Origin of the sequence: [Acidovorax] ebreus TPSY (assembly GCF_000022305.1) — a bacterium.
In the GTDB taxonomy this organism is placed as follows: Bacteria; Pseudomonadota; Gammaproteobacteria; order Burkholderiales; family Burkholderiaceae_C; genus Diaphorobacter; species Diaphorobacter nitroreducens.
On sequence record NC_011992.1, the window covers coordinates 1,298,285 to 1,318,662 of the forward strand.

At 64.1% G+C, this 20,378-nt stretch carries 18 protein-coding genes and 2 tRNA genes; 16 read left to right on the forward strand and 4 right to left on the reverse strand.

The window, feature by feature from the left end:
- The first annotated feature begins 11 nt into the window (after nt 1-11).
- The 3 genes from lpxB to DTPSY_RS06205 are packed head-to-tail and all read left to right on the forward strand — an operon-like array spanning nt 12 to nt 2,586.
- Nucleotides 12-1,169, forward strand: coding sequence for a lipid-A-disaccharide synthase (gene lpxB / locus DTPSY_RS06195; RefSeq protein WP_015912872.1), 1,158 nt, complete (start codon nt 12-14; stop codon nt 1,167-1,169).
- Nucleotides 1,144-1,773 (forward strand): ribonuclease HII, encoded by a 630-nt coding sequence (gene rnhB, locus DTPSY_RS06200; RefSeq protein WP_011805766.1) that lies wholly within the window; start codon nt 1,144-1,146, stop codon nt 1,771-1,773. Before lpxB ends, rnhB begins: the two co-directional genes overlap by 26 nt.
- A 30-nt stretch (nt 1,774-1,803) precedes the next feature.
- A complete protein-coding gene (locus DTPSY_RS06205) occupies nt 1,804-2,586 on the forward strand; it encodes a TrmH family RNA methyltransferase (RefSeq protein ID WP_015912873.1) in 783 nt (260 codons plus the stop codon).
- Nucleotides 2,587-2,643: 57 nt separating this feature from the next.
- Here the strand turns inward: DTPSY_RS06205 and DTPSY_RS06210 are convergent, their stop codons facing one another.
- From DTPSY_RS06210 to DTPSY_RS06220, 3 genes are all read right to left on the reverse strand, one after another.
- Entirely contained in the window at nt 2,644-3,018 is a 375-nt protein-coding gene (locus DTPSY_RS06210) for a hypothetical protein (RefSeq protein WP_015912874.1), read from the reverse strand.
- Nucleotides 3,019-3,135: 117 nt separating this feature from the next.
- Nucleotides 3,136-3,220 (reverse strand) — tRNA-Leu (locus DTPSY_RS06215).
- A 180-nt stretch (nt 3,221-3,400) separates the two neighbouring features.
- Nucleotides 3,401-3,485 (reverse strand) — tRNA-Leu (locus tag DTPSY_RS06220).
- A 19-nt stretch (nt 3,486-3,504) separates the two neighbouring features.
- Between DTPSY_RS06220 and rnr the strand changes: the two genes are divergently transcribed.
- From rnr to DTPSY_RS06285, 13 genes are all read left to right on the forward strand, one after another.
- Complete coding sequence (rnr, locus tag DTPSY_RS06225) at nt 3,505-5,799, forward strand: ribonuclease R (RefSeq protein WP_015912875.1); 2,295 nt, start codon at nt 3,505-3,507, stop codon at nt 5,797-5,799.
- Between the two features lie 41 nt (nt 5,800-5,840).
- Complete coding sequence (locus DTPSY_RS06230; RefSeq protein WP_041838809.1) at nt 5,841-6,596, forward strand: SDR family oxidoreductase; 756 nt, start codon at nt 5,841-5,843, stop codon at nt 6,594-6,596.
- A 43-nt stretch (nt 6,597-6,639) separates the two neighbouring features.
- Nucleotides 6,640-7,326: a c-type cytochrome gene (locus DTPSY_RS06235; RefSeq protein WP_187148601.1), complete on the forward strand. Its 687-nt coding sequence runs from the start codon at nt 6,640-6,642 to the stop codon at nt 7,324-7,326.
- A complete protein-coding gene (locus DTPSY_RS17945) occupies nt 7,323-8,597 on the forward strand; it encodes a c-type cytochrome (RefSeq protein WP_015912878.1) in 1,275 nt (424 codons plus the stop codon). The genes DTPSY_RS06235 and DTPSY_RS17945 overlap by 4 nt, the downstream gene beginning before the upstream one ends.
- A gap of 10 nt (nt 8,598-8,607) precedes the next feature.
- Complete coding sequence (locus DTPSY_RS06245) at nt 8,608-8,997, forward strand: thioredoxin domain-containing protein (protein WP_015912879.1); 390 nt, start codon at nt 8,608-8,610, stop codon at nt 8,995-8,997.
- 190 nt (nt 8,998-9,187) lie between these two features.
- A complete protein-coding gene (gene rimP, locus DTPSY_RS06250) occupies nt 9,188-9,781 on the forward strand; it encodes a ribosome maturation factor RimP (protein ID WP_015912880.1) in 594 nt (197 codons plus the stop codon).
- Between the two features lie 69 nt (nt 9,782-9,850).
- Nucleotides 9,851-11,335 carry a transcription termination factor NusA gene (nusA, locus tag DTPSY_RS06255; protein WP_015912881.1) on the forward strand — a complete coding sequence of 495 codons (1,485 nt, stop codon included), beginning with the start codon at nt 9,851-9,853 and terminating at the stop codon, nt 11,333-11,335.
- A gap of 24 nt (nt 11,336-11,359) precedes the next feature.
- Nucleotides 11,360-14,191: a translation initiation factor IF-2 gene (gene infB, locus DTPSY_RS06260; RefSeq protein WP_015912882.1), complete on the forward strand. Its 2,832-nt coding sequence runs from the start codon at nt 11,360-11,362 to the stop codon at nt 14,189-14,191.
- 12 nt (nt 14,192-14,203) lie between these two features.
- On the forward strand, nt 14,204-14,581 hold the full coding sequence (rbfA, locus tag DTPSY_RS06265) for a 30S ribosome-binding factor RbfA (RefSeq protein ID WP_015912883.1): 378 nt from the start codon (nt 14,204-14,206) through the stop codon (nt 14,579-14,581).
- Nucleotides 14,578-15,579, forward strand: coding sequence for a tRNA pseudouridine(55) synthase TruB (truB, locus tag DTPSY_RS06270; protein ID WP_015912884.1), 1,002 nt, complete (start codon nt 14,578-14,580; stop codon nt 15,577-15,579). Before rbfA ends, truB begins: the two co-directional genes overlap by 4 nt.
- Nucleotides 15,576-17,405 (forward strand): translational GTPase TypA, encoded by a 1,830-nt coding sequence (gene typA / locus DTPSY_RS06275; RefSeq protein ID WP_015912885.1) that lies wholly within the window; start codon nt 15,576-15,578, stop codon nt 17,403-17,405. Before truB ends, typA begins: the two co-directional genes overlap by 4 nt.
- 208 nt (nt 17,406-17,613) lie before the next feature.
- Nucleotides 17,614-18,498, forward strand: coding sequence for a DMT family transporter (locus tag DTPSY_RS06280; protein ID WP_015912886.1), 885 nt, complete (start codon nt 17,614-17,616; stop codon nt 18,496-18,498).
- Nucleotides 18,495-19,586: an enoyl-CoA hydratase/isomerase family protein gene (locus DTPSY_RS06285; RefSeq protein ID WP_015912887.1), complete on the forward strand. Its 1,092-nt coding sequence runs from the start codon at nt 18,495-18,497 to the stop codon at nt 19,584-19,586. Before DTPSY_RS06280 ends, DTPSY_RS06285 begins: the two co-directional genes overlap by 4 nt.
- On the opposite strand, the gene DTPSY_RS06290 is transcribed toward DTPSY_RS06285, so the two are convergent.
- Nucleotides 19,537-20,376: an anti-sigma factor family protein gene (locus DTPSY_RS06290; RefSeq protein WP_015912888.1), complete on the reverse strand. Its 840-nt coding sequence runs from the start codon at nt 20,374-20,376 to the stop codon at nt 19,537-19,539. The two genes, DTPSY_RS06285 and DTPSY_RS06290, sit on opposite strands and share 50 nt — an antisense overlap.
- Between the last annotated feature and the right edge of the window lie 2 nt (nt 20,377-20,378).

Below are 20,378 nucleotides of genomic sequence, written 5' to 3' on the forward strand. Positions count from 1 at the left end.
CCGCTGGCGCCATGGTGGCTGAGTCTCCCCGCGTCGCAATGGTGGCTGGCGAAACCTCTGGCGACCTGCTGGCCGGCCTGCTGCTGGACGGCCTGCGTGCGCGGTGGCCCGCCGTGGCCAGTATGGGCATCGGCGGGCCGCGCATGCAGGAGCGGGGCTTTCAGGCCTGGTGGCCCAGCGAACGGCTGGCCGTGCACGGCTACAGCGTCGAGCTGGTGCGGCGCCTGCTGGGCATTCTGCGGATCCGCCGGCAGCTGCGTGCCAGATTGCTGGCGGACAAGCCCGACGTCTTCATCGGCGTGGATGCGCCCGATTTCAACCTGGGGTTGGAGGCGGACCTGCGTGCCGCCGGCATAAAGACGGTGCACTTCGTCTGCCCTTCGATCTGGGCGTGGCGCGCCGATCGGGTCGAGAAGATTCGTTCCAGCGCGGACCATGTCCTGTGCATCTTTCCGTTTGAGCCGAAACTGCTCGCGCGCCAGGGCATCGCCGCCACCTATGTCGGCCACCCATTGGCCAGTGTCATCCCCCGGGTGCCCGACAAGGCGGCTGCGCGCGCACAGCTGGGCCTGACGGTACACGATGAAGTGCTGGCCATCCTGCCGGGCAGTCGCTCGGCAGAGGTGGCCTACATTGCCAAGCCGTTCTTTCAGGCTGCAGCGCTTATCAAAAAAGCGCGACCAGCTATAAAAATAGTAGTACCCGCGGTGCCGGCCCTGAGGGCTCGTATCGAGCAGATCGCGCGCGAATGCGGGGTGCTGGATGCGCTGACCATCGTCACGGGCCAATCGCACCTGGTGCTCGCGGCCTGCGACGTGACGCTGATTGCCAGTGGCACCGCCACGCTGGAGGCCGCGCTGTTCAAGCGGCCGATGGTCATCTCCTACCACATGCATCCGATCAGTTGGCGCCTCATGCGCCGCAAGCAGTTGCAGCCCTGGGTGGGCTTGCCCAACATCCTGTGCAGGGAGTTCGTGGTGCCCGAGCTGTTGCAGGACGCCGCCACGCCCGACGCACTGGCCACCGCGGTCCAGGACTGGCTGGACGCGCGGTTGCAGGATCCGGCCCGTATCCAACGGCTGGAACAGCGCTTCACGGCATTGCACGACGATCTGCAGCGCGATACCCCGCGACTGGCTGCCCATGCGATCCAGAACCTCCTTGCTTGAGCAGGCCGCCCTGGACTGGCATCCGCCCGGCCTCGTCGCCGGCGTGGATGAGGCCGGGCGTGGGCCGTTGGCCGGCCCCGTGGTGGCGGCTGCGGTGATCCTGGACGACCTGCAGCCCATCGCTGGCCTGGCCGACTCCAAGGTGCTTACGGCCGCACGGCGCGAGAAACTCTACGACGAGATCCGTGCCAAGGCGCTGTGCTGCAGCATTGCGGAAGCATCGGTGGAGGAGATCGATCAACACAATATCCTGCAAGCCACGATGCTGGCCATGCGCCGTGCGGTGCTGGGGCTGCGGCTGAAGCCGGTGCGGGTGTTGGTGGATGGCAATCGCTTGCCGCCGCTGGACGTTCCGGCGGAGGCCATCGTCAAGGGCGATGCGCTGGTCGCATCGATCTCAGCCGCCTCCATTCTTGCAAAGGTCACGCGCGACCGCTGGTGCGCGCAATTGCACCAGCAATACCCGGTGTATGGCTTTGCCGGCCATAAGGGCTACGGCACGGCAGAGCACCTGGCCGCGCTGGAAGTGCATGGGGCCTGTCCCCAGCACCGGCGCTCGTTCGCGCCGGTGGCGCGCGCCTTGCAGGCGCCCGTCGCCGCCTGAGTCTGATCGCTATCCCCCTTTGCGTTTCCTATGCACGCCACGCCTGCTTTCATCCAATCGCGCGACAACGCACTGCTCAAGGAGTTGCGCCGCCTGTCGCAGGACAGTTCCGCATACCGCAAGCAGGGCCGTGTGTGGCTGGAGGGAGATCATCTGTGCAGCGCCGCGCTGGCGCGTGGACAAAAGCCAGCGATAGCGGTGTTTTCGGAGTCATTTTGGCCCCAAGCGCTCGCTGAATATGCGCGAGCAGCTACGAAAAATGTAGTGATCGCTGATGTGCTCTGGAGTGACATCAGCGCTCTGGAATCTCCGGCGCCCATGGGTTTTGTGTTGCCGCTGCCTGAAGCGGAGGGGTTGGACGGCAGGATGCCGACTGTCGTGCTCGATCGCCTGCAGGATGCGGGTAACGTGGGCTCCATCCTGCGCAGCGCATCGGCATTCGGGTTCACGCAAGTGGCGGCGCTGAAAGGCACCGCAGCGCTCTGGAGTGGCAAGGTGCTGCGCGCGGGCATGGGCGCCCATTTCGCCCTGCGGCTGGTCGAGGGGTTGGCGCCCGCAGACATCGACCGGCTAGAGGTCCCGTTGCTGGCAACCAGCTCGCACGAGGGCGACTTCCTCCATCGCGCAGCCTTGCCCTGGCCGTGTGGCTGGATCATGGGCCACGAAGGGCAGGGCGTCTCGCCCGCCCTGCAGCAGCGTGCGCGGCGCCACATCCGCATTGCCCAGCCTGGGGGCGAGGAGTCGCTCAACGTGGGGGCCGCCGCGGCCATCTGCCTCCATGCCAGCGCTGCGGCGCGCGACTCGGCTGGCTGAGGCGTTCACGGGCCTGGCCGCGCGTCCGCCGGCGGTAGGGCGAATCGGTGGGAGAGCCTACTCAGTGCCCGCGAGACAGGGCACATTGATGTCGCGCGCGAACAGCCGGCAATTGATCGAGTGGCTTGCTTCCACGCCGGCGTTGCGGTTGCGTTGGAATGCCGCCAGCTTGTTCTCTTCGTAGCGCGGATGGGGCGGCGCGCCTTCGGGGCGGTCCAGGCTCTCGGCCCACACGGACGCATGGCACAGGCTCTTGCCTTCGCAGGCATTCGCCGCGGCGCGCTGCACATAGGCGCGGTTGCCTGCCTTGTCGGTCGGCACCATCACATACACATGATGGCCATATCGGCCGATCACGGCATCTTGGGCCAGGGCATGCGGGGCGCTCAGTGTGAGCAACAGTCCCAGCAGGGCGAAAGTGGGTCGCTTCATGATTCTCCTCCGGTAATGTTTATTGTGTGGGCTCGCTGCGCCAGCAGTGAATCTCGGGCCGCAGGGGCGTTACAAACAAAAAAGCCGCTGAAAAAATCAGCGGCTTTTGCTTGTCTTTGGTGCCCAGGAGAGGACTCGAACCTCCACGATGTTACTCGCTAGTACCTGAAACTAGTGCGTCTACCAATTCCGCCACCTGGGCATTTCAGGGAAGCTCAGATTATAGGAGCCTTTTTGTTCGCCTGAACGGCATTTCAAAAAATTTTATGTATCCCTCGCGCTGCTCCAACACGCCCACATTGTTGAGATGCAGGTAACAAAAAAGGCCACTTCAAATGAAGCGGCCTTTGCTGTCAGAACCCTGACGGGTTCTCGTTAAACTTGGTGCCCAGGAGAGGACTCGAACCTCCACGATGTTACTCGCTAGTACCTGAAACTAGTGCGTCTACCAATTCCGCCACCTGGGCATTTCAGGAAAGTCATAGATTGTATATCAAAAAAAATCACTCTGAATCATCCGTCGCCAAAGTTTCACTGGACGAGATCGAAGGCACCGTCCAGGGACACCGCGACGGGCATGGCTTCGTCCTGCGCGATGACGGCCAGCCTGACATTTACCTTCCTGCCAATGAGATGCGGGCGGTATTGCACAAGGACCGGGTGCGCGTGCGCATCGCGCGCCAGGACCGGCGCGGCCGGCCTGAAGGCCGCGTGGTCGAGATTCTGGAGCGCCCGCCCCAACCCATCATCGGGCGCCTTCTTCAGGAGAGCGGTGTCTGGCTGGTCGCCCCTGAGGACAAACGGTACGGCCAGGACGTGCTGATTCCCAAGGGTGCTACGGGGGCTGCTGCGACGGGACAGGTCGTGGTGGTGGAACTGACCGAGCCGCCGGCTTTGTTTGGGCAACCCGTGGGGCGGGTGGTCGAAGTGCTGGGGGAGGTAGATGACCCCGGGATGGAGGTGGAAATTGCCGTGCGCAAATACGGGGTTCCGCACGAATTCTCCGAAGCGTGCCTTGACCAGGCGAAGGCGCTGCCGGACAAGGTGCGCGCTCAGGACAAGCGTCGACGCGTTGATCTGACGGATGTCCCCCTGGTCACCATCGATGGTGAAGATGCGCGCGACTTCGACGACGCGGTGTATTGCGAGCCCGCCAAGATCGGGCGCGCCAAGGGGTGGCGCCTGCTCGTGGCCATCGCGGACGTGAGCCACTATGTGGAGACGGGCAATGCCATCGATATTGACGCCTACGACCGGGCGACCAGCGTTTATTTCCCGCGGCGCGTTATCCCCATGCTGCCGGAGAAGCTCTCCAACGGGCTGTGCTCGCTGAACCCCCATGTCGAGCGCCTGTGCATGGTGTGCGACATGATGGTTACCGCCAAAGGTGAAATTCACGCCTATCAGTTCTATCCTGCGGTCATGCTCAGCCACGCGCGGCTTACCTATACCGAGGTGGCTGCGGTGCTGGCCAATACGCGCGGCCCGGAAGCGCTGAAGCATCAAGAGCGCGTGGGCAACCTGCTCAACCTCTACGAGGTCTACCGCGCATTGCTAGCCGCGCGGCAGGCGCGCGGCGCCGTGGACTTCGAGACGACCGAGACGCAAATCGTCTGTGATGACAATGGCCGTATCGAGAAAATCGTCCCCCGTGTACGCACCGAGGCGCACCGCCTGATTGAGGAGGCGATGCTCGCCGCCAACGTCTGCAGCGCCGATTTCATCGGTCATGCCGGCCGGGCGGGGCTGTATCGCGTTCATGAGGGGCCTACGCCGGAGAAGCAAGAGATCCTGCGTGCATATCTCAAAGCCATGGGTGTTGGCATGTCGATCGGGGACGATCCGCGGCCGGCAGAATTCCAGGCGATTGCCGAGGCCACCAAGGACCGGGTGGATGCGCAGCAGATCCACACCATGCTGCTGCGTTCGATGCAGCAGGCGATCTACACGCCTGTCAACAGCGGTCACTTCGGTTTGGCATTCGAAGCCTATACACACTTCACCAGTCCTATTCGCCGCTACCCGGATCTGCTGGTGCATCGCGTGATCAAGTCCATCTTGAGCGGCACCAAATATGTGCTGCCCGCGCTGCCGACGCCGGGGGAGGCTCAGTTCAAGCTGGCCAAGCGTCTGGCTTCCAAGGGCGGAGAATCCTCTGCACGCCCTTCCAAGACGGGTGGCGTTATCAGCGTCCGGGAGACGCAGGCGTGGGAGGCCGCGGGACTGCACTGCAGTGCGAACGAACGCCGTGCGGACGAGGCCAGTCGTGACGTGGAAGCATGGCTCAAGTGCCAGTACATGCGTGAGCATCTGGGTGAGGAGTACAGCGGTGTCGTCAGCGCGGTGACGAGCTTCGGCATCTTCGTGACGCTTGATGCCCTCTATGTGGAAGGGCTGGTGCACATCACGGAACTGGGTGGGGAGTACTTTAAGTTCGATGAGGCGCGGCAAGAACTGCGGGGGGAGCGCACGGGTATCCGCTATGCGATTGGTGCACGCGTGCGTGTTCAGGTCAGCCGCGTCGACCTCGATGGCCGCAAGATCGACTTCCGGCTGGTGCATGAAGCCGGCGATGGTTTCTCCACCAAAGGCCCCAAGTCCAGGGACGGCGCGAAACGCGGGTCCTCGGCAGCGGCCTTGGATGGTCGATCCGCCTCGGTGCCCACGGCCCGGGAAAGCAGAGAGGAGGGGAGCCGGCGGCGCCCGCACAAGCAGGCCTTGGCCGGCAAAAAAGCGGCAGGTGGCAAGAACCCCTCTAAGGGCCGCAAATCCCGCGGTTGAGTAGATTGATGGGTATGAAGGACAGGAGACAAGCGTCGCATATGGTTAAAGCATCGAAGGTGGCCATCGTTACTGGGGCTGGGTCAGGGATTGGCAAGGCGGCGGCTTTGGCGCTGCTGCGCGATGGATGGAGCGTTGTTCTCGCTGGGCGGCGTGAGTCGCTATTGCAGGAGGTCGTGGGCGAATCAGAGGGTGGGGTGCGTGCGCTCGCCGTTCCCACCGATGTGTCCGACCCCGCTGCGGTGCGCACGCTGTTTGACCGGGCTGTGCTTCAGTTCGGGCGCGTGGATCTGTTGTTTAACAATGCGGGCGTGAGTGCTCCCGCCGTGCCGCTGGAGGATCTGGCGGTGGAGCAGTGGCGGCAGGTGGTCGACGTCAACCTCAATGGCATGTTCTTTTGCATGCAGAACGCTTTTCGGGTCATGAAGACGCAGTCGCCACGGGGCGGGCGCATCATCAATAACGGCTCGATTTCAGCGCACGCCCCGCGGCCCAACTCCATCGCCTACACCGCCACCAAGCATGCGGTGATGGGCCTGACAAAGACAGCGGCTCTCGATGGGCGCAAGTACGATATTGCGGTGGGACAAATCGATGTCGGGAACGCCCAGACCGAGCTGGCCCAGCGCATGACGCAGGGCGTGCAACAGGCCAATGGCCAGATTGCGGCGGAACCTCTGATGGACGTGGACATCGTGGGGCAGTCCGTGCTTTACATGGCCAATCTTCCGCTGGAGGCTAATGTGTTGTTCCATACCGTCATGGCGACCAAAATGCCTTTTGTCGGGCGTGGCTGAGAAATTCTTACGCCCCTTGCTGCACGCGGCAGGGGCGCTGTGCATGCTGCTCGCTGCCTCGGTGGCCGCCGCGCCGGCCGTGGATATGGCGCCGCGTGTGCAGGCCTGCACCGCGTGCCACGGCAAGCAGGGGCGTGCCACTCCTGACGGTTATTTCCCTCGCATCGCGGGAAAGCCGGCGGGATATCTGCACAACCAACTGCTCAATTTCCGGGATGGCCGGCGCAGCTATCCGCAGATGGCGTACTTGCTGCAGCATCTGACGGATGACTATCTCCAGGAGATGGCGGACCACTTCGCAAGACTGGACCTGCCCTATGCGCCACCGGTAGCTGCAGCTGTATCAGCAGCCACACTGGCGCAGGGAGAGAGGCTTGTGCGGTGGGGGGATGCGAGCCGCCAATTGCCGGCCTGCGTGCAGTGCCATGGCGATGCTCTGGCGGGCGTCGCGCCTTTCATTCCAGGGTTGCTGGGGCTGTCTCGCGATTATGTGAGCAGCCAGTTGGGGGCCTGGCAGACCGGTCTGCGGCGCGCCCATGCGCCAGATTGCATGGCGCGCATCGCCAGCAAACTGACCGCTGACGATGTAAGTTCCATCGCGGCGTGGCTGTCCTCCCGTCCTGTTCCCTCAAGGTTCACACCGGCGCCGGCATTCAAGGCGCCGCTGCCAATACCCTGTGGCGGCATGGGTTCTCCGGCGTTGCAGGCTGGCGCGGAGCAGGTGCAATGAGTGCTTGGCGAAAAAGGCTTGCGACGGCGGGGCTTTCCGTGGCGTTGGTTGCGGGAGGGATCTGGGTATTGAACCGGCTGGATGAGGCTCCGCTGCCGCACGCCGAACGCGTGACCACCACGGCCTCTCTCGACATTGCCAGAGGCCGGTACTTGGCACGTGCTGGTAACTGCCTCGCCTGCCACACCCGGCAGGGGGGCGTGGCATTCGCAGGGGGCCGTGGGATAGAGACGCCTTTTGGCGTGATTTACGCCCCCAACCTGACACCCGACCGGGAAACGGGTATCGGAGCGTGGTCTGCATCGGAATTCTGGCGTGCCCTGCACAATGGCCGTTCGCGCGATGGCAGGCTGCTTTCGCCGGCCTTTCCTTATCCCAGCTATACGCGCGTCACCCGTGAAGACTCGGATGCCATCTTTGCCTTCTTGCAAAGCTTGCCGCCGGTGGTGCAACCCAGCGTGCCGTCGCGCATGCGCTTCCCGTTCAATACCCAAGCTGCATTGGCAGTGTGGCGAGCGTTGTATTTTCGGCCTGGTGTATTCGAGCCCGTACCGTCCCGCTCTGCGGAATGGAATCGAGGCGCCTATCTCGTGCAGGGGCTCGGGCACTGTGCTGCATGCCATTCGCCGCGCAACGCGATGGGGGCGGTATCTACAGACGGGCGTTTGAGCGGGGGGATGGCGGCAGGCTGGTACGCCCCAGCGCTCAACACCTCGAATGAAGGAGGTGTGGCGGAATGGCCCAGGCAGGATGTGGTCATGCTCCTGGGGGCGGGGCGCTCACCCCGGGCCGCGGTATCCGGCCCCATGGCGGAGGTGGTCTACCACAGCCTTCAGTATTTGAGCGATGCCGATCTGCAAGCGATGGCGGACTATCTGCAAGCGCTGCCGCCAACGGACAAGGTCGCCGCGCCTCGGCGGCCCCCTTCACCTGCGTCGATGCAGCGTGGGCGGGCCACGTACGAGCGTCAATGCGTGCAGTGCCATGGAGGCGAGGGCCAGGGCGATCCTGAGGCCTTTCCTCCGCTGGCAGGCAACCGGGCGGTGATGCTGGAAAATCCTGTCAATCTGGTGCATATGGTGCTGCGGGGCGGGTATCTGCCAGCCACCGGCGGTAATCCGCAACCCCATGGCATGCCGCCATTCCTGCAGCGTTTGAGTGACGCAGAAGTGGCGGATGTGCTTTCATATATTCGCAACGCCTGGGGTAATGCGGCTTCCAGGGTCGATACGATCGATGTCCATCGGGCCCGTGAGGGGCGTGATTCTTAAGGAACTTCTCATGGGCTCCGAAGCCTTTTTGCCGGATGTTGCTTCACATGCCAGCGCAACGCCGCAGTGGTGGGTTGTGTGTCTGTGCGCACAATGGTGCGGTGTATGCCGTGAATACCGTCAAGCCTTCGACCAAACTGCGCGCGCTTGGCCGCAAATGCGCTTTGAATGGGTGGATGTGGAGGATGAGGAAGAAGTGGTCGGCGACCTGGATGTAGAGACTTTCCCTACTGTCTTGATTGCCGATGGCAGGGCTGCACGGTTTCTGGGACCCCTATTGCCTCAGGCCACAGTGTTGGGGCGCATGCTTCAAAGCTTGCAGCAGGCTTCCCAAGTAGCCACGATGGACAGCACAGCGCAGGACCTTTTCGAGAGGATACGGTCAAGCCGCCAGGGTTGATTCCCGCCCGAATGCAAGATACGTGCCTTTGATCTTTGCAGGTGGCTCGCATATTGGCTACAATACCGGCTTCACGACCAAAACGGGCGGGTACTTACCGCCCTTTTTTTTTGGGCGTTTGATTTTTGGTTTTTGCAGCCTTGCCGGCCCCGGCGAGGCCTTCACTTGGAATTGGATAGAGCGCACGCACGTGGCATTGCAGCAAATCGTAGAACAAACCGTGGCCGGGCTGGGCTATGACCTGGTGGAGATTGAGCGCTCCGCCGGAGGGTTGCTGCGCATTACCATTGACCTGGTTTGGGTGCCGCCCACGGATGAGGTGTCCGCTGCCGTAGGCGTCGAGCAATTCATTACCGTAGAGGATTGTGAAAAGGTCACCCGTCAGCTGCAGTTTGCGCTGGAGGTGGAGGGGGTGGACTACACGCGGTTGGAAGTCTCATCTCCTGGGATCGACCGCTTGTTGCGCAACGAGGCGGACTTCAAGCGTTTCGAGGGCGAGGTGATCGACATCACCCTCAAGCAGCCCATGGGCGCTGCGGCGGGAGGGCAAGTGCATGCCAACCGCAAGAAATTCCGGGGAACGCTCGAGCGTGCCGATTCGGGCGGTTGGCAGATTGTCTGGAGCGATGAGCCGCCCGTGAAGCCGGGGCAGCGCATCAGCAAGAAGCGCGTGCCAGCGCCTTTGCAGGCCCTTGGTTTCACTTTGGATGAGTTGCGCGAGGCGCGGCTTGCGCCGATCGTGGATTTCAAAGGACGAGGGACCAAGCCCGGAGAGCCGGGCTGAAGGTTGCATAACCGGACTGTCCTCTGAACGGGCAGTTCGTCAGGAATTGAGAAACAGGAGAGCCGTCGCATGAATCGCGAGTTGTTGATGTTGGTAGAAGCCATTTCGCGCGAAAAGAACGTGGAGCGCGATGTGGTCCTGGGCGCTGTGGAGTCTGCTCTGGCACAGGCCACGAAGAAGCTCTACCAGGGTGAAGTGGACATCCGCGTGTCGATTGATCGCGACAGCGGCGAATACGAGACTTTCCGTCGTTGGCTGGTGGTGCCCGACGATGCCGGATTGCAGAACCCCGACGCCGAAGAGCTGCTGATGGATGCCCGCGAACGGGTGGCCGATATCGAGGTGGGGGAGTACATCGAGGAAGCCGTCGAGTCGGTACCGATCGGCCGCATCGGGGCCATGGCGGCCAAGCAGGTGATCCTGCAAAAGATCCGCGATGCCGAACGCGAGATGCTGCTCAACGATTTCATGTCACGCGGCGAGAAAATTTTCACCGGCACGGTGAAACGCATGGACAAGGGCGACATCATCGTCGAGAGCGGCCGGGTGGAAGGGCGCCTGCGTCGCGGCGAGATGATCCCGAAGGAAAACCTGCGCAATGGGGACCGTGTGCGCGCCATGATCATGGAGGTGGACCTCACGCTGCGCGGAGCGCCCATCATCCTCTCGCGCTCCGCGCCGGAGTTCATGATCGAGTTGTTCCGCAACGAGGTGCCCGAGATCGAACAGGGTCTGCTGGAGATCAAAAGCTGTGCCCGTGACCCCGGCAGCCGCGCGAAGATCGCTGTGCTCAGCCATGACAAGCGCGTGGACCCCATCGGCACCTGCGTGGGCGTGCGCGGAACGCGTGTGAACGCCGTGACCAACGAACTGGCAGGAGAGCGTGTGGACATCGTGCTGTGGTCCGACGACCCTGCGCAGTTCGTGATCGGCGCGCTTGCTCCGGCCAACGTGACTTCCATCGTGGTCGACGAAGAGAAGCACGCCATGGACGTCGTGGTGGACGAGGAAAACCTCGCCATCGCCATCGGGCGCGGCGGCCAGAACGTGCGCCTGGCGTCCGACCTCACGGGCTGGAAGATCAACATCATGGATGCGGCCGAATCCGCGCAGAAGCAGGCCAATGAAACCGATGCCGCGCGTCGCCTGTTCATGGAGAAGCTGGATGTGGATGAGGAGATCGCCAACATCCTGATCGAGGAGGGCTTTGCCAGCCTCGAGGAAGTGGCCTATGTGCCGCTGCAGGAAATGCTGGAGATCGAGAGCTTCGACGAGGACACGGTGAACGAACTGCGCGCACGCGCCAAGGATGCGCTGCTCACCATGGAAATCGTTCGTGAAGAAAGCGTGGAAAGCGTATCGCAAGACCTGCGTGACCTCGAAGGTCTGACGCCCGAACTGATCGCCAAGTTGGCGGAAGGCGGCGTGCATACGCGTGACGACCTGGCCGATTTGGCCATTGACGAACTGACCGAGCTGACCGGCCAGTCTGCCGAAGATGCGACCGCCTTGATCATGAAGGCGCGCGAGCACTGGTTCACGGGGCAAGAGTAAGGGTCAGGGAGGTTCGAACACAATATGTCGAGTAACACTGTTGCTGAGTTCGCTGCAGAGCTCAAGAAATCGCCTGAAACCTTGCTGGACCAGCTGAAGTCCGCCGGTGTGGTCAAGGCGTCGCCGTCGGACGTTCTAAACGAAGCCGACAAGCAAAAGCTGCTGGCCCACCTGCAGGCCAGTCATGGCACTGCGGGGGGGGACCGCAAAAAGATCACCCTGGTCAAGAAGTCCACCAGCGAGATCAAGCAGGCCGACGCTTCTGGCAAGGCACGCACGATCCAGGTCGAAGTGCGTAAGAAGCGTACTTTCATCAAGCGTGACGACAGTGTCGACGCGCCTTCCGATGCGACTGAATCTGCTCCTTCGGCGGAGGATCTCGAGCTCGTGCGCCGCGAGGAAGAGGCGCGCCGTCAGGCAGAGCTGATTCGCCGCCAGGAGGAAGAGTTGGCCTTGACACGCCGCGAGCGTGAAGAGCGCGAGCGCCGCGAGCGCGAAGCCGAAGAACGCGCTGCCGCCTATGCCGCCCAGCAGGCGGAAAAGAAGGCGCAGGAGTCTGCGGAGCGTGCCGAGGCGCAGCGCGAAGCTGCCGTGGAGGCCGAAGAACGTGCGAAGGCACAGGCCGATGCCCGGGCAAAGGCCGATGAAGAATCCAAGGCACGCGCGGCGGAAGAAACTGCACGTGCGGCCGACCTGGACGAGCGCCGCCGCAAGGCGCTTGCCGAGGCCGAGGCCATTCGCGCAATGATGGCTGCCCCCAAGAAGGTGCTCGTGGCGAAGAAGCCCGAGGAACCCAAGCCTGCCGCCAAGGCGGGAGCTTCCGGGGATGCCAAGAAGGGTACGCTGCACAAACCCGCCACCGGTTCCGGCACGGGCGCGCGCGCCGCTGCGCCATCGGCGCCAGGCGGGGCGGGCAAGGAGGTCAAGTCGGCCAAGCTGTCGTCCAGCTGGGCCAACGACACGACCAAGAAGAAGGAAATCAAGACCCGCGGCGACAGCAGTGGCGGCGTGGGTCGCAACAACTGGCGTGGCGGCCCCCGCGGCCGCCGCGGCAATGACCGCGACGACCAGCGCCAGCAGCAGGCAGCCACAGAGTTCCGCGTGCTCGAGGTCTATGTGCCCGAGACCATCACGGTGGCCGAGTTGGCGCACAAGATGGCCATCAAGGCTTCCGAAGTGATCAAGTCGCTCATGAAGATGGGCCAGATGGTCACCATCAACCAGCCGCTGGACCAGGACACCGCCATGATCGTGGTGGAGGAAATGGGCCACACCGCGAAGGTGGCCGCTCTGGATGATCCGGAAGCCTTCACCGCCGAGGAAGTGTCCAGCCAGGATGCCGAACAACTGTCCCGCGCCCCCGTGGTGACGGTGATGGGCCACGTGGACCACGGCAAGACCTCACTGCTGGACTACATCCGGCGCAGCAAGGTAGCCTCTGGCGAAGCTGGCGGCATTACCCAGCACATCGGCGCCTACCATGTGGAGACGCCACGCGGTATCGTCACGTTCCTGGACACGCCGGGCCACGAGGCCTTCACGGCCATGCGTGCGCGCGGCGCCCAGGCCACCGACATCGTGATTCTGGTGTGTGCGGCAGACGACGGCGTGATGCCCCAGACCAAGGAAGCCATCAAGCACGCGAAGGCGGCTGGTGTTCCCATCGTGGTGGCGCTTACCAAGGCAGACAAGCCCGAGGCCAACATCGAGCGCGTCAAGCAGGAACTGGTGGGCGAGCAGGTGGTGCCTGAGGAATACGGCGGCGATTCGCCATTCGTGGCCGTGTCGTCCAAGACGGGCATGGGCATCGATGCTCTGCTGGAGCAGGTGCTGCTCCAGGCCGAGGTGCTGGAACTCAAGGCTCCCGTCGATGCGGCTGCCAAGGGTATCGTCATCGAGGCCCAACTGGACAAGGGCCGCGGGTCCGTGGCTACCGTGCTGGTGCAGTCCGGTACGCTCAAGGTGGGCGATGTGGTGCTGGCAGGCCAGACTTTCGGCCGCGTGCGCGCCATGCTGGACGAAGACGGCAAGCAGACCAAGGAAGCCGGCCCGTCGATCCCGGTGGAGATCCAGGGCCTGAACGAAGTGCCCCAGGCGGGCGACGACTTCATGGTGCTGCAGGACGAACGCCGCGCCCGCGAGATCGCGACGTACCGCGCTGGCAAGTTCCGCAACACCAAGCTGGCCAAGCAACAGGCGGCCAAGCTGGAGAACATGTTTGCCGAGATGGGGGCGGGCGAGGTGCAGACCCTGCCGCTGATCATCAAGGCGGACGTGCAGGGCTCCCAGGAGGCGCTGGCGGCTTCGCTGCTCAAGCTCTCCACCGAAGAGATCCGCGTGCAGATCGTGTACTCCGGCGTGGGCGGCATCAGCGAGTCGGACGTCAACCTGGCGATCGCCTCCAAGGCCATCGTCATTGGCTTCAACGTGCGCGCCGATGCGCAGGCCCGCAAAACGGCCGAAGGCAACGACGTGGACATCCGCTACTACAACATCATCTACGACGCCGTGGATGAAGTGAAGGCAGCGATGTCCGGCATGCTGGCGCCCGAACAGCGCGAGGAAGCCATCGGCACGGCCGAGATCCGTACCGTGTTCGTGGCCTCCAAGATCGGTACCGTGGCGGGTTCGTACATCACGTCGGGCCAGGTCACGCGCAACTGCAAGTTCCGCCTGCTGCGCGACAACATCGTCATCTACACGGGCGATGTGGAATCGGTGCGCCGCATGAAGGACGACGTCAAGGAAGTCAAGGAAGGCTTCGAGTGCGGTATCAAGCTCAAGAACTACAACGACATCAAGGAAGGTGATCAGCTGGAGTTCTTCGAGATCAAGGAAATCGCACGCACGCTGTAAGGTCCGCACGACATGGCTGCCAAGAAATCCTCTTCCCCCAACCGCGGCTTCAAGGTCGCGGACCAGATCCAGCGCGACCTCACCGAGCTGATCCGCGATCTCAAGGATCCGCGGATCGGAATGGTGACGCTGCAAGGGGTCGAGGTGACGCCGGACTATGCGCACGCCAAGGTGTTCTTCAGTGTGCTCATCGGTGATGGTGAGGCCTCCGAGGAGGCCCTGAACCAGGCGGGTGGCTTTCTACGCAACGGCCTGTTCAAGCGCCTGCACATCCACACCGTGCCCACGCTGCACTTCGTGTACGACCGCACCACCGAGAAGGCGGCCGACATGAATGCGCTGATCGCGCGCGCGGTGGCCTCTCGTTCCAAAGACGACGACGCAGCATGACCGAACGCGCTCCCCGCATCCGGGTGCAGCGGCGCCCGGTGCACGGAGTGCTGCTGCTCGACAAACCCCTGGGCCTGTCCAGCAACGACGCCTTGCAGAAGGTGAAGTGGCTGCTGCGCGCCGAGAAGGCTGGCCACACGGGCACGCTGGACCCGCTGGCCAGTGGCGTGCTGCCGCTGTGCTTTGGTGCCGCCACCAAATTCAGCCAGTTGCAGCTGGAAGCGCCCAAGGCCTATGAAGCCGTCGCACTGTTGGGTACTACCACAAGCACTGGTGACGCCGAGGGTCAGGTGCTGGCGCAGTGCGCGGTCGATCCGGCCATGCTCACGCCCGAGCGACTGTTGGCGGTACAGGCCCAGTTCACCGGCCCCATCCGCCAGGTGCCGCCCATGCACAGCGCGCTCAAGAAAGACGGCAAGGCGCTGTACGAGTACGCGCGTGCCGGCATCGCCGTGGAGCGCGAGGCGCGTGATGTCACGATTCATGCATTAAAACTGGCGCTAACGCATACGGAGCAAGCGCAACCAGCTATTAAAATAGTAGTGACCTGCAGCAAGGGTACCTACATCCGTACCCTGGGTGAAGACATCGGCCAGGCGCTGGGCTGCGGCGCGCATCTCACGTTCCTGCGCCGTACCGACACGGGCGGTATCGGCGTGGAGCGCTGCGTGACACTGGAGGCGCTGCAGGCCATGGACGAGGATGCGCGCATGGCCTGCGTGCACCCGGTGGAGACCTTGCTGGCGCAGCACACGGCTGTCACGCTGGACGATGACAATGCCGGGCGTTTCCTCTCGGGCATGCGCCGGCGCGGCCCCTGGCCCGACGCGCCCGCCGTGGCCGTGTTCGGGGCGCGCCCGCGCGTGCTGCTGGGGGTCGGGCATGTGCGGGGAGGAGAGCTGATTCCAGACCGGCTGCTCAGCCCCCTTGAAATTCAACAGATTCTGGAGAGCTCGCCGCGGGCTGAACGCGGCACATTGGAAGCAACTACGCTATGAGCAAACAAATCCGCAACATCGCCATCATCGCTCACGTCGACCATGGCAAGACCACGATGGTGGACCAACTGCTGCGCCAGTCCGGCACCTTCGCCGAGCACGAGAAGGTCGTGGACACCGTGATGGACAGCAACGCCATCGAGCGCGAGCGCGGCATCACCATCCTGGCGAAGAACTGCGCCGTGAGCTGGAACGGCACGCACATCAACATCCTGGACACGCCCGGCCACGCGGACTTCGGCGGCGAGGTGGAGCGTGCCCTGTCGATGGTGGACGGCGTGGTGCTGCTGATCGACGCGCAGGAAGGCCCCATGCCCCAGACGCGCTTCGTGACCAAGAAGGCGCTGGCGCTGGGCCTCAAGCCCATCGTGGTGGTCAACAAGGTGGACAAGCCCGGCGCGCGCCCCGACTACGTGGTGAACGCCGCTTTCGACCTGTTCGACAAGCTGGGAGCCACCGACGAGCAACTGGACTTCCCCGTGGTCTACGCCTCGGGCATCAACGGCTGGAGCGCGCTGGAACAGGGCAACCCCGGTGAGCAGTGGGGCCCCGACATGTCGGCGCTGTTCGAGACCATCCTCAAGCACGTGCCGTCCGTGAAGGGCGACGCCACGGCGCCGCTGCAGATGCAGGTTTCGGCGCTGGACTATTCCACGTTCGTCGGCCGTATCGGTGTGGGCCGTATCACCCAGGGTACGCTCAAGGCCGGGCAGGATGTGCTGGTCATGGCCGGGCCGGATGGCGCCAGCTACAAGGGCCGCGTGAACCAGATCCACCAGTTCCAGGGCCTTGACCGCGTGCAGGTGACCGAAGCCGGCCCCAGCGAGATCGTGCTCATCAACGGCATCGAGAACGTGGGTATCGGCGAGACCCTCACCGACCCCGCCAACCCCCAGCCGCTGCCCATGCTGAAGATCGACGAGCCCACGCTGACGATGAACTTCTGCGTGAACACCTCGCCGCTGGCGGGCCGTGAAGGCAAATTCGTGACCAGCCGCCAGATCTGGGACCGCCTGCAGAAGGAGCTGCGTTCCAACGTGGCCCTGCGCGTCAAGGAAACCGACGAGGACGGCATCTTCGAGGTGTCCGGCCGCGGCGAACTGCACCTGACCATCCTGCTGGAAGAAATGCGCCGTGAAGGCTACGAGTTGGCCGTCTCCAAGCCGCGCGTGGTGTACCGCGACATCGACGGCGAGCGCTGCGAGCCTATCGAACTGGTGACTGCTGATATCGAGGAAGGCCACCAAGGCGGTGTGATGCAGGCCCTCGGCGAGCGCAAGGGTGAACTGGTGAACATGGAGCCCGACGGCCGTGGCCGCGTGCGCCTGGAGTACCGCATCCCGGCCCGTGGCCTGATCGGTTTCACCAACGAATTTCTGAACCTGACGCGCGGCTCGGGCCTCATCAGCAACATCTTCGACAGCTATGAGCCGCATAAGGGCGACATTGGCGGCCGCAAGAACGGCGTGCTGATTTCCATGGACGATGGTGAAATTTTTACCTACGCCCTGGGCAAGCTCGACGACCGTGGCCGCATGTTCGTGAAGGCAGGCGACCCGGTGTACGAAGGCATGATCGTCGGCGTGCACAACCGCGACAACGACCTGGTGGTGAACGCCACGCGTACCAAGCAGCTCACCAACTTCCGCGTGAGCGGCAAGGAAGACGCGATCAAGATCACGCCCCCGATCGACCTCACGCTGGAGTACGGTGTGGAGTTCATCGAGGACGATGAACTGGTGGAGATCACGCCCAAGAGCATTCGCCTGCGCAAGCGCCACCTCAAGGAGCACGAGCGCAAGCGCGCCAGCCGCGAAGGCGCGTGATCGGCAAGGCCTGTTCTGCCTGAACCGGCTTGGCTGCGGCAGCCAAGGCGCTGCGAGCCGACGAAGGGTGAGCCCATCCGCAAGGAGGGTTCGCCCTTCGCGCATCTGAGGCAGCGCGGTATGGCGCCAGCCGCTACCATGCGGGGCTCACGGCATGCGTGGGTAGCACATGCCGACGACACAAGAAATCCACAGGGAGGAGACAGCGATGACCGCGAATGCTTTGCCCGGCCACGCGCGGGCGGTCTGGCTGATGGTGGCCGTCACCTTCATGTGGTCCATCGCGGGCGTCGTCACGCGCCATCTGGACCAGGCGCGCAGCTTTGAAGTGACCTTCTGGCGCAGCTTTTTCATGCTGCTGTCGCTGTGCGTGATCCTGCCGGTGCTGCAGGGCAGGGCGTTGCTGGCCAATCTGCGGCGCGGGGGGCGGGCGGTGTGGATCTCTGGCGTGTGCTGGAGCGTGATGTTCACGGCCTTCATGATCGCCATATTGCTCATCCCAGTGGCCAGCGTATTGGTCACCATGGCCATCGGACCGCTGCTCACGGCATTGCTGGCGCGCGTCTTCATTGGCCACCACATCGCGCCGCGCACCTGGTGCGCGATTGCATTGGCGGGCGCAGGCATCGGGTGGATGTATGGCTCGGGCATCTCCGGCCTGTCCGTGGTGGGCGTGCTTGTTGCCTTGTGCGTGCCGGTCGCGGCGGCCGTGAACTGGGTGGTGGTGCAGCACTCGCAGCGCCAGGGCCATGCGGTGGACCTGGTGCCCGCCGTGCTGCTGGGGGCGGCGCTGTCCGCCCTGGCCACGCTGCCGCTTGCGTGGCCGTTCCAGGCCACGGCGCGTGATTTGTCCCTTCTGGCCCTGCTGGGTCTGGTCCAATTGGCGATCCCCTGCGTGCTGGTGGTGTACTGCGCGCGCGTGCTCAAGGCGCCTGAGATTGCGCTGCTGGGCCTGCTGGAAGTGATCTTTGGCATTCTGCTGGCCTGGGTGGGCGCTGGAGAGCGCCCAGCCCCGGCCGTGCTGATGGGAGGCGCGCTGGTGATCGGCGCGCTCGTTTTCAATGAACTGCTTGGATGGAAGGAACAACAATGACGGAGATGACGGCGGAAGTCGTGACCGAGGTGCGCGGCCAGGTCGGCTGCATCACGCTGAACCGCCCGAAGGCGCTGAATGCCTTGTCGCTGGGCATGGTGCGCGACCTGATGGCGGCGCTGCTGGCCTGGCAGCATGACGACAAGGTACTGGCCGTGGCGATCCGCGGCAACGGTCGCGAAGGGCCCTTCGGCGCCTTCTGCGCGGGCGGCGACATCCGCTTCTTGCACGCCGCGGGCAGCACGGGCAATCCGCAACTGGAGGACTTCTTCACCGAGGAATACGCCCTCAACCATCTGATCCACACCTTCGGCAAGCCCTACATCGCCTTCATGGACGGCATCGTCATGGGGGGCGGCATGGGCATCAGCCAGGGCGGCACGCTGCGCATCGTGACCGAGCGCACCAAGATGGCCATGCCGGAGACGGCGATCGGCCTGTTCCCCGATGTGGGCGGCGGCTACTTTCTCTCGCGCTGTCCTGGCCGCGTGGGCGAGTGGCTGGCACTGACGGGCGACGCCATCGGTGCAGCCGATGCCATTGACTTCGGCCTGGCGGACGGCTTCCTGCCAGCGGACCAGCAAGCGGCGGTGTGGGACGGTCTGGCGTTGCAGACGTTTGCCGACGGCGCTGCCGTTCAGCAGTGGGTTGCATCAAAATTTGTAGCTGCTGGCGCTTGCGCTGTAAGCGCTAGAGGCCAAATTGATCACTACTTCGCGTTGGATGATGCGGCGGCCATCGTGGCTGCGCTGGAGCAGTCTGACGACGAGTGGGCACGCGCCACGGCTGCCACGTTGCGCAAGCGCTCTCCACTGATGCTGCATGTCGTGCTGGAGCAGGTCCGCCGTGCGCGCAGCATGGGTCTGGCCGACGACTTGCGCATGGAGCGCGACATGGTTCGGCACTGCTTCTACCTGCGTCCCGACCAGAGCGAGACGGTGGAGGGCATTCGCGCCCTGGCGGTGGACAAGGACCACAGCCCGCGCTGGAACCCCGCGCGCGTGGAGGATGTGGAGCCCGCGCTGGTGCAATCGTTCTTCAAGAGCCCTTGGCCGGCGCACGCGCACCCGCTGGCGGCGCTGCGCTGATTTGCTGGTACACCGCCGTGGCCAGCGCCTGCAGCGTGGGCCGCGGCAGTTCGCCGCTGAGGGCGTAGCCAAAACCCTGGTCCACCCAGTAGAAACTGGACACGGTCCCTTCGTCGTGGAACTGGAACGCAGTGGTCTGTGCGGCCGCAGCCTGTAGGCCGTCGAGTGCGCCCAGGTACAGCGTGATTCGCGCGCCCGCGGCGTTCTGGTACATGAATTGCGCGCGCGCCCCGCTGCCGCCGGGCAGCAGGCGCCCGCCCATCAATTCGAACCCCTCGGCCTGCAGCCGCGGCACGGTGAGCGGGCGCGCCAGCCGCTTGGACAGCCACTGCACCAGGTGGTCCTGCTGCGCGGCCGCCACTTCCACAGGATGGCGCTGTTCGGGTTGGTAGACCGCGTGCGCCACGGCCGCCTGCTGCACAAACCGTTGCGGGGGGGCCGTGGCCAGTGTGGTTTGTTTGCCGTCCGTCGCATGCAGGCTCCAGCCTAGCCCGAACGCCAGCACCCAGCCCGCGGCAAAGCCGCCCCAACGGGCCCAGTGCTGTTGCGTGTCGTTTGCGTCTTGCAGGCGCTCTGCCGCCTGTACCAGCACATTGGGCACAGGCTGCCGCAACCAGTCAGCGTGCAGGGTCTGCAGCTGCGCACGCTGTTGCGCCCACGCTTCGGCACGCTGCCTCTGCGAGGAGTCCATGCGGGAGTGCAGCGACTCTGCCTGGGCGCGCGGCAGCCGGTCGTCCGCCAGAGCATGCAGATGCGTCTCGTCCGAAGGGCTGAAAGGGTCGGGCTTCATGT